Origin of the sequence: Lentzea sp. NPDC092896, assembly GCF_044754905.1 — a bacterium.
In the GTDB taxonomy this organism is placed as follows: domain Bacteria; phylum Actinomycetota; class Actinomycetes; order Mycobacteriales; family Pseudonocardiaceae; genus Lentzea.
The window spans coordinates 2599022-2608376 of the sequence record NZ_JBIVPX010000001.1; the positions used below are offsets into that span (position 1 = coordinate 2599022).

The following is a 9355-nucleotide window of genomic DNA, read 5'->3' on the forward strand; positions in this document are numbered from 1 at the left end:
GGCATCCGGTCCGCTTCGACAGGGACTCAAGGCCCTGGGGCGCCCCGTCAGTGCACGAGGACACCTAAGTCGGCGAACTGGCCGCGCACCCGCCGCACGAGTTCGGCGTCGGGGGAGGGAACGCCGGCCAGCGGGAACGGGATGCCGAGCGCGGCGTACTTCGGTGCGCCGAGCTTGTGGAACGGCAGGATCTCGACGCGTTCGACGGCGTCCAGGGTGCTGACGAAGGACGCGATGCCCGCGACGTTGTCCTCGGCGTCGGTGTGGCCGGGCACGAGTACGAACCTGATCCACATCGGCTTGCGCAGCGCCGACAGCCGGCGCGCGAACTGCAGCGTCGGCGTGACGTCGCCGCTGGTGAGGTTCCGGTAGGTGAGAGGGTCCCAGGACTTGATGTCCAGCAGTACGAGGTCGGTGTCGGCCAGGAGCTCGTCGGACGCCCGTGCGCCCAGGAAGCCGGATGTGTCGAGCGCGGTGTGCAGGCCGAGCTGTTTCGCTTGGTGGAACACCGCGCCGGTGAAGTCGGACTGCAGCAGCGGTTCGCCGCCGCTGATCGTCAGGCCGCCGCCGGCCACCTCGATGAACCGCCTGTATTTGACGACTTCGGCCATGACCTCGTCGACATCCATACGATGGCCGTCGCGCATGTGCCAGGTGTCCGGGTTGTGGCAGTACAGGCACCGCAGCGGGCACCCGCTCAGGAAGAGCACGAAGCGGGTGCCCGGTCCGTCGACCGCGGTGGCGATGTCCCACGAGTGGACTGATCCGGTGGTGGTCACAGCGACTCGTGGAACGTGCGGTTGATGACGTCGCGCTGCTGCTCGGGCGTGAGCCGAACGAAGTTCACCGCGTAGCCGGAGACTCGGATCGTCAGCTGCGGGTGCTTCTCCGGGTGCGCCATCGCGTCGAGCAGGGTCTCGCGGTTGAGGACGTTCGCGTTGAGATGGAATCCGCCGGCGTCGGTGTAGGCGTCGAGCACGCCGACGAGGTTGGTCACCTGCTCGTCCTCGGTGCGTCCCAAGCCTTCCGGCGTGATGCTCGCGGTCAGCGAGATCCCGTCCTTGGCCTGCTCGTAGGGCAGTTTCGCCACCGACAGCGCCGCGGCGGCGAGTCCGTGCCGGTCGCGGCCGTTCATCGGGTTGGCACCCGGTGCGAACGGTTCGCCGGACCTGCGGCCGTCCGGGGTGTTGCCGGTGTGCTTGCCGTAGACGACGTTCGAGGTGATGGTGAGCACCGACTGCGTGTGCACGGCGCCGCGGTGCGCGGGGTACTGCCGGACCTTGCGCATGAAGCTCTCGACGAGCTCGACGGCGATCGTGTCCGCGCGGTCGTCGTTGTTGCCGTACGCCGGAAAGTCACCTTCGATCACGTAGTCGACAGCGAGACCGGTCTTGTCGCGGATGACCCGGACTCGGGCGTGCTGGATCGCGGAGAGGCTGTCCGCCACCACCGACAGGCCCGCGATGCCGCAGCCGAGCAGTCGCTGGACCGGGTGATCGTGCAGGGCCATCTCGATGCGCTCGTACGCGTACTTGTCGTGCATGTAGTGGATGATGTTGAGCGCTTCGACGTAGGTCTTGGCCAGCCAGTCGGTCATCCGGTCGAACGCCGTGCGCACCTCCTCGAGGTCGAGGTACTCGGAGGTGATCGGCGGAAAAGCCGGTGCGACCTGGACACCGGTCATCTCGTCCCGGCCGCCGTTGATCGCGTACAGCAGTGCTTTGGCGAGGTTGACGCGGGCGCCGAACAGCTGCATCTGCTTGCCGACCTTCATGGCCGAAACGCAGCAGGCGATGGCGGTGTCGTCGCTGAACCACGGCCTGATCAGGTCGTCGTTCTCGTACTGGATGGAGCTGGTGTCGACGGAGACCTTGGCGCAGAAGCGCTTGAAGCCCTCGGGCAGGCGCGGCGACCACAGCACGGTCAGGTTCGGTTCCGGTGCCGGTCCCAGGTTGTAGAGCGTCTGCAGGAACCGGAAGCTCGTGCGCGTGACCAGTGGTCGTCCGTCGTCTCCGATGCCGCCGATGGATTCGGTGACCCAGGTCGGGTCGCCGGAGAACAGCTGGTCGTACTCCGGGGTGCGCAGGAACCGCACGATCCGCAGCTTGATGACCAGGTCGTCGACGAGCTCCTGGGCCTCGCGCTCGGTCAGCCGGCCTTCGTCGAGGTCGCGTTGCAGGTACACGTCCAGGAACGTGGACGTGCGCCCCAACGACATCGCGGCACCGTTCTGCTCCTTCACCGCCGCGAGGTAGGCGAAGTAGAGCCACTGCACGGCTTCGCGTCCGGTTGTGGCGGGTTTGGAGATGTCATAGCCATAAGACGCGGCCATGTCACGCAGTTCTGAGAGTGCCCGAATCTGCTCGGCCACTTCTTCGCGGTCCCGGATGATGTCCTCTGTGGACATCAGTTCACCCAGCGCCGCTCGTTCGGCTTTCTTCGCTTCGATCAGGAGGTCGACGCCGTAGAGCGGAACCCGCCGGTAGTCGCCGATGATCCGGCCACGCCCGTAGGCGTCCGGCAGACCGGTGATGATCCCTGCCTTTCGCGCCCGCAGGATTTCGGTCGTGTAGGCGTCGAACACGCCGTCGTTGTGGGTCTTGCGGTACTTGGTGAAGATCTCTTTCACCTGAGGGTCGAGCTCGTAGCCGTAGGTGTGGAGGCTCGTCTCGACCATCCTGAGGCCACCCGCCGGCATGATCGCGCGCTTGAGCGGTGCGTCGGTTTGCAGGCCGACGATCAGCTCGTGCTCGCGATCGAGGAAACCGGGGGAGTGCGCGGTTATGGACGACGGGGTGTGCGGATCGACGTCGTAGATCCCACGAGCCCGCTCCTCGACGAACATTTCGGTGAGCCCGTGCCACAACGCCGTTGTGCGCGGCGTCGGACCGGTCAGGAACGCTGCGGTCCCTTCGTAGGGCGTGTAGTTGGACTGGATGAACTCGCGCACGTCGATCTCGTCGCACCAACGCCCGGCGCGGAAGCCGCGCCAGGCAGCGGTCGACGTGCGTTCGGCGGTGGCGGTCACCGGGTCAGCACCACCTTGAGCGCGCCGGTGTCGCCGGCGTTCTCGAACACCTCGTAGGCCTGCTCCATCTCGTCGAGAGCGAAGCGGTGGGTGATGAACCGCTCGCCGTCGATCCGGCCCGCCGCGACCATGCGCAGCAGCGTCGGCGTCGAGCTGGTGTCGACGAGGCCGGTGGTGATGGTGACGTTGCGGATCCAGAGGCTTTCCAGGTGCAGCGTCGCGGGCTTGCCGTGCACGCCGACGTTGGCGACGTGCCCGCCAGGGCGCACGAGCTTCGTGCACAGCTCGAAGGTCTCCGGCACGCCGACCGCCTCGATCGCGACGTCCGCGCCGAGTCCTCCGGTCAGCTCACCGATCACGCGCTCCGCCTCCTCGGCCGTGGCCGCGGTGACGTCCGCACCGAACTGCTTCGCCGCGTCGAGCCTGGACGTCGCGAGGTCGACGGCGACGATGTGGCTCGGGCTGTACAGCTGCGCGGTCTGGATCGCGGCGAGACCGATCGGCCCGGCGCCGACGATCACGACGGTGTCCGCGGGCTTGACCCGTCCATTCAGGACACCGACCTCGTAGGAGGTGGGCAGGATGTCCGCCAGCACGACCGCGGCCGTGTCCGTGACGTCGCCGGGCAGCAGGTGCGTGGAGTTGTCGGCGAACGGGACGCGCACGTACTCCGCCTGCACGCCGTCGGTGGTGTGGCCGAGGATCCAGCCACCGCCGCCGAGGCACTGGCCGTAGCTGCCGACGCGGCAGTACTCGCAGCGGCCGCAGGACGTGATGCACGAGATGAGCACCCGGTCGCCCGGTTCGACGCCGGTGACCGAGGCGCCGACCTGCTCCACGACGCCGACCGCCTCGTGGCCGAGGATCCGGCCGGGTTCGACCTCGGGGACGTCGCCCTTGAGGATGTGCAGGTCGGTGCCGCAGATCGTCACCGCGGTGACGCGGACGATCGCGTCGGTGGGCTCCTTGAGCTCAGGCTTCGGCACGTCTTCCCAGGCGCGCTTGCCAGGACCGTGATAGACCAGCGCCTTCATCGAGTTCCTCCTCGTCGGGTTCGTCGATCCCAGACTTCTCGGACCGGCAGCTTCGGCGCAGAGCCCGTGGTCCCCGACGCGGGAGGACCTAAGGACCTCCTCCGGACCGACTTCTCAGACCTACCGTCGAGGCATGAAGCACGCGCTTGTGATGTACGAGTCGATGTTCGGCAACACCAAGGAGATCGCCGAAGCTGTGGCCGAAGGGCTGCGCGAGACCATGACCGTCAAGCTCGTCGAAGTCGGTTCCGCCCCGGTCGAACTGAGTGAGGAGGTTGGGCTGCTTGTGGTCGGCGGTCCGACGCACGCGTTCAGCATGAGCAGGCCGAGCACCCGTGCCGACGCCGCTGGCAAGGGAGCCGACGAGCAGGCGGCCGCAGGCACTGGCTTGCGGGAGTGGGCGGAGCGGATCGGGAAGGGCTCGGTGCGTCCACCTGTGGCCGCGTTCGACACCAAGGTCAAGGGGCTGATGACGGGCTCCGCTGCCCGCGCCGCGATCAAGCTGCTCCGCCGTGCCCACTTCCCGGTGCTCTTGGCACCGGAGAACTTCTACGTCGACGGCACGGCGGGCCCGCTGCTCGAAGGTGAGTCCAAGCGTGCCCAGGTCTGGGGAGCCAAGTGCGCGGCCGAGGTGGGGGAGGCGAGCACGCCCGCACCGTGATCGCCGGCTGTGGTGTGAGCGGCCTCGCCCTCGCCGCACGCCTCGCATCCTTGAGCACGCGAACGGCCGCACAACCGTGATCTCGTTGGCCGCTAGCGGTACCGGATGGTCCGCGGTCGTGCCCTGTGGGACGAGCAACGTTGTCGCACCAGCGGCCACGAAGTTGAACGCGAAGAGCATGACGCGTTGTCGTTGAGCGCTGCGGCAGCAGGGTCAGTTCGTGACGCCCTGGTGCTCGGCGTTGTGCTTGACGGTGCGCAGTACCGCGCGGCTGATGATCGACACGGCCGGTGTGCTGAGGCGCCAGTAACGGCGGAAGTTGAGCCAGGCCTGAGGATTGGTGTGCGTCACGCGGATCTCGGAGGTGACCAGCGTCCGCCGTTCCCCGTACGGCTGCGTCGTGAACGACCACACGACCTTGCCGTACCCCGGTGTCGCGAAATCCAGGAAGTCGCGCGGCTCGCAGGGGAACCACTTCACGACCGGGCGCCAGAACTTGCCGACCGCGCCGAGCGCGATCTCATGGCCGGGGTTCTCGCCGAGCACCATCCAGTCGGTGCCGGCGTCGAGGTCGTCCCACGTCAGCCTGGTCCGCTCGCGTACCTGGCCTCGGTTGCCTGCACGCCAGCGTTCCGGCAATTCGCGGAACCACACCGCGAACGCCGCGACGCCGCCGCGCAGTTCGGTGAGGTCCAGTTCGCGCAAGGACCTCCACGCCACCATGGGATTCGCGTCCACGAGCAGGTGGTCGACGCGACTGAACTCAGGCCTGGGAGCGAACCGGTCGGCGAGGAGTGGGGACGGCGACTCGGCCATGGTGTTCCTCCAGAACCGGTTGGTGCACCACGAGAACGGGGCACGGCGCGTGGTGGAGTGCCGCCTTGGTCACGGTACCGCTCTCGTGAGCGTCACCGGAACCGACGACGATCAGATCGGTGTCGGTACAGCGGGCGATCGCCTCATGGGGTTGCGCATGAACCATCACGGCGTGGTGCCGGAATCCGTCGAGCGCCGCGGCCGCGCGAGCAAGCACGTACGTGTGGTCCGTGTCGATGCTGCTTCGGACAGGAGACTGCGGTGCGGCATGGAGGACTCGCAGCGTCGCGGCCCGTTGCCGGGCGAAGTCGGCGGCGTGCCGCACCACCCTGCCGTCGCCAGGGCCGCCGCTGACCAACGCGGTGACATGGCGGTGCTGGGCGCCGATGGCCGCAGGCGTCCCACGCACGACCACCGTGTCGCAGCGAGTGGTGGCCAGAAGCGGCAGGACGTGCCCACCCAGGCCGAGCGCCGAACTTCCCGGACCCCGGTACCCGACGACCACGAGCTGTGCGCGGAAGTCGTCCTGCGGGCGATGGATCTCGAGGCCGGCGCCGAGGAGCTGAGCGTGCGCTGCGGCCCACCGGAGCACGTTCTCGTCGCGTCTGGCGCCGTCTTGGATGATCACGACTGGTTCCATGCATTGACAATGCTTCGTCGCGTCCACCTGGAGCAGGGCGGGAAGAGTCCATTGCGCCGGGACCAAAGTCCCGCCGTCGCTGGGCTGCCGCATACTGCTCGGCACCGCCGATGGCCGGAGTGTGACCGCATCCCCGCCGGCGGCAGGGTCCCGCGCCCGCTGCGGCCTACGTGGTGCGATCCGAATCGGAAAGCCTCACCACGCTGGCGCAGCACTTGAAGACCGAACTCGGCTACGTCGCCGTATACCCGCAGTTGACGAGCGAGCGCTGATCCAGTGCGGTGGCCCGCTAGCGATGCGAGCCACCGCTGGCAGGGACGTGCTCGTTGGAGTCGAGCAGCAGGTCGGCGACGGAGCGCCGTGGTGTGGCGGGCACCGGCGTGCTGAATCCCACGCGCAGCACGGTCTGCGGCACCAGCACGCCGCCCAGCGACCGTCGCAGGTCCTCGCGAACGCGGCGGACCTCGACCGGCTGGGAGAGGAACGATGCGGACAGCCCGTGCGTGGTCGCGGTGAGCAGGACACGCTGCATCGCCTGTCCTGCCAGCAGATCGCCGAGCGGTCCGTCGTAGAAGGAACAGAGAACCACGACGAGCGGGTCGGACTCGTAGTCCTTGCCGGGGTGGCGTTCTGAGCCCTGGAAGTCGCGGAAGGCCCACTCGTCCTGCATCTCGGGACGGATCCCGGCCGAAGCGGGTGGCACGCCGTCGATCGCACCAGGGCGATTGCCGGTGAACGCTGAGAGTTCGGTTTGCACGTCCTCATCGCCGAGCTGGATCTCGTGCGCCTGCCGGACGAAACGCTTGAGCTGCGCGCGGTCCTCCCGTGTGGCGACGACGTACAACCACGAGCGTTCGAGCTCGGCGGCCCGGGCCAGCGCGTGGCGCTGGCGGGGGTCGATGGTCGCTTCGATGAACGGCCGGCGGTTGGTCCGCCGACGGGGAACGGCATCGAGCAGGGAGCGGTGTTCGTCGTCGATCTTGATCGTGCCGCCGCGTCGCACCACGGCGAGCGCGCCTGGGGCGTCGTGGCCGGGCAGCATCGACACCAGCGGTCGAACGCCCATGCTCTGCAGGGCCAGCCGCAGGTTGAACAGTGCCGCGCCGCAGGACAGCCGCAGTTCGCGGTCTTCCGGGTCGGTCGCCGCAAGCTTGTAACCCAGGTCCGGGTGCAGCTCGATGCGGTCACGCCGGACGCGGAACCGCCAGGGCTGTGTGTTGTGCACGGACGGAGCGAGCGAGGCGGTCGTGAGCGCGCTCTCGATCTGCTCGGGCCCGAGCCCCAGAGCCGCAGCCACTTGAGCCATGTCCTTCACCCCATCGTGTTGCCCGGTGGATCGTGTTCCTCCACTTTCTGTGTTGCTGTGCTCAGGACCCACCATCGAAGGTCCCGATCTGACCGGGACCGCTTGGCGTCGTGGTGACCGCGTGAAAGGCTTGATCCGTGGTGGAGCCCGAGGAGAGACCGGCCCGCAGCCTGCTGGGCGGGTTGCGGCTGGACGATCTGCTCGACGAGATGCGTGACCGGCTCGCTGAGATCGGGTCCACCAGGGACAAGATGCAGAGCCTGCTCGACGCGGTGCTGGCGGTCGGTGCCGGGCTGGAGCTGGACTCGACGCTGCAGCGCATCGTGCAGGCGGCCGTGGAGCTCGTGGGCGCCCGCTATGGTGCGCTGGGTGTGCTCGGTTCGCGGCACAACCTGTCGCAGTTCGTCCATGTCGGGATCGACCCCGAGACCCGCGCGCACATGGGTCACCTGCCCGAGGGCAAGGGCCTGCTCGGCCTGCTCATCAAGGACCCACGAGCAATCCGTCTGCACGATCTCAGCGAGCACGACGCTTCGGTCGGATTCCCGCCCAACCACCCGCCGATGAACAGCTTCCTCGGTGTTCCGGTGCGGGTGCGGAACGAGGCGTACGGCAACCTCTACATGACCGAGAAGATCGGTGGCGGCGACTTCACCGCCGACGACGAGGTCGTGCTGGAGGCATTGGCCGCGGCGGCCGGCGTCGCGGTGGAGAACGCCCGCCTCTTCGAACGGTCGAGGACGCGGGAACGATGGCTGGAAGCGACCGCGGAGATCAACGCCCAGCTCCTGGCCGGTGCGAGCGCTGAGGACGCGTTGCAGCTGATCGTGCAGCGGGCAGTCGAGCTGGCGTCAGCCTCCTGGGCGGCGGTGCTGCTGCGCGACGGGAACGAACTCCGCACGGCGTCGCAGGCAGGCCACGAGGCCGTTCCCGACGCCTTTGCTGCCGATGCACCTGTGTTCGCGCAGGTGCTGGAGACGGCGGCACCGGCATTGGTCGAGGAAGTGGATGGTCAACTCGGCGAACTGCCTGTTCAGGTCGGCGCCGCGGTGGTGTTGCCGCTGCGCGCCGGGTCCACTGTGACCGGCGTTCTGGTCGCTGTCCGGGACAAGGACGCGGCGGCGTTCGGAGTGGATCTGATGCCGTTGCTGGCGTCGTTCGCCGACCAGGCCGTGGTGGCGATCGAGTTCGCCGAGAACCAGAACTCCAAGCGCTTGGTCGACGTGCTGGAGGACCGCGACCGCATCGCCCGTGACCTGCACGACCACGTCATCCAGCGGCTGTTCGCCACGGGCATGAGCCTGCAGGGCGCGCTGACCTGGGTGACCCATCCGGAAGCCCGCAGGAGGGTGACGAAGGCGGTCAACCAGCTGGACCAGACGGTGCTGGAGATCCGCACGTCGATCTTCGACCTGCAGGCGGACTCCGGCGACACCGGCCTGCGCCGTCGGCTGCTCAACCTCGTCGCCGAGATCACCGAAGGGGCCGAGCTGAGCCCGGCGATCCGGATGTCCGGCACGATCGACAGCCTGGTGCCCGACTACATCGGGGACCACGCCGAAGCGGTGGTGCGGGAGACCGTCACCAACGCGCTGCGCCACGCACGCGCGACCGAGCTGACGCTGACCGTCGAGGCGGGCGACGCGCTGATCATCACGATGGTCGACAACGGTGTGGGCATGCCGCCCGACGTCGCACGCAGCGGTCTGCGCAACCTGGAGCAACGCGCGGTCGCGTTGAACGGGGCGCTGGGCGTCGCCGAGGAGCCAGGGGGCGGCACGCGGGTGACGTGGCGAGTTCCCCTGGACTAGGGCGTCAGCCGGTCTCGTTGTCGTGGGTGGGCTTGCGCAGTTGCGAGGCGAGCACGGCG

Annotated in this window: 8 protein-coding genes; 2 read left to right on the forward strand and 6 right to left on the reverse strand. The window is 68.3% G+C overall.

The window, feature by feature from the left end; translation table 11 throughout:
- Positions 1 to 47: 47 nt before the first annotated feature.
- From pflA to ACIQF0_RS11560, 3 genes are read right to left on the reverse strand one after another with little or no spacing between them, the layout of a single operon-like run.
- Positions 48 to 779: a pyruvate formate-lyase-activating protein gene (gene pflA, locus ACIQF0_RS11550; RefSeq protein WP_401027615.1), complete on the reverse strand. Its 732-nt coding sequence runs from the start codon at positions 777 to 779 to the stop codon at positions 48 to 50.
- The gene (gene pflB / locus ACIQF0_RS11555) at positions 776 to 3028 is read right to left on the reverse strand and encodes a formate C-acetyltransferase (RefSeq protein ID WP_401027618.1); all 2253 of its coding nucleotides are present in this window, start codon (positions 3026 to 3028) and stop codon (positions 776 to 778) included. The genes pflA and pflB overlap by 4 nt, the downstream gene beginning before the upstream one ends.
- The gene (locus ACIQF0_RS11560) at positions 3025 to 4062 is read right to left on the reverse strand and encodes a zinc-dependent alcohol dehydrogenase family protein (RefSeq protein ID WP_401027621.1); all 1038 of its coding nucleotides are present in this window, start codon (positions 4060 to 4062) and stop codon (positions 3025 to 3027) included. The genes pflB and ACIQF0_RS11560 overlap by 4 nt, the downstream gene beginning before the upstream one ends.
- Positions 4063 to 4195: 133 nt before the next feature.
- Between ACIQF0_RS11560 and ACIQF0_RS11565 the strand changes: the two genes are divergently transcribed.
- Positions 4196 to 4723, forward strand: coding sequence for a flavodoxin family protein (locus tag ACIQF0_RS11565; protein ID WP_401027624.1), 528 nt, complete (start codon positions 4196 to 4198; stop codon positions 4721 to 4723).
- Positions 4724 to 4936: 213 nt separating this feature from the next.
- Here ACIQF0_RS11565 and ACIQF0_RS11570 read toward each other — a convergent pair whose 3' ends face one another.
- The 3 genes from ACIQF0_RS11570 to ACIQF0_RS11580 form a co-directional block, all read right to left on the reverse strand.
- The gene (locus ACIQF0_RS11570) at positions 4937 to 5539 is read right to left on the reverse strand and encodes a hypothetical protein (RefSeq protein ID WP_401027627.1); all 603 of its coding nucleotides are present in this window, start codon (positions 5537 to 5539) and stop codon (positions 4937 to 4939) included.
- Positions 5487 to 6167, reverse strand: coding sequence for a universal stress protein (locus tag ACIQF0_RS11575; protein ID WP_401027630.1), 681 nt, complete (start codon positions 6165 to 6167; stop codon positions 5487 to 5489). Before ACIQF0_RS11575 ends, ACIQF0_RS11570 begins: the two co-directional genes overlap by 53 nt.
- Before the next feature lie 301 nt (positions 6168 to 6468).
- On the reverse strand, positions 6469 to 7485 hold the full coding sequence (locus ACIQF0_RS11580) for an Acg family FMN-binding oxidoreductase (protein ID WP_401027632.1): 1017 nt from the start codon (positions 7483 to 7485) through the stop codon (positions 6469 to 6471).
- A gap of 137 nt (positions 7486 to 7622) precedes the next feature.
- Here ACIQF0_RS11580 and ACIQF0_RS11585 point away from each other — a divergent pair, with 137 nt between their 5' ends.
- Positions 7623 to 9296, forward strand: a complete 1674-nt coding sequence (locus ACIQF0_RS11585) for a GAF domain-containing protein (RefSeq protein WP_401027634.1) — start codon at positions 7623 to 7625, stop codon at positions 9294 to 9296.
- Positions 9297 to 9355 lie beyond the last annotated feature (59 nt).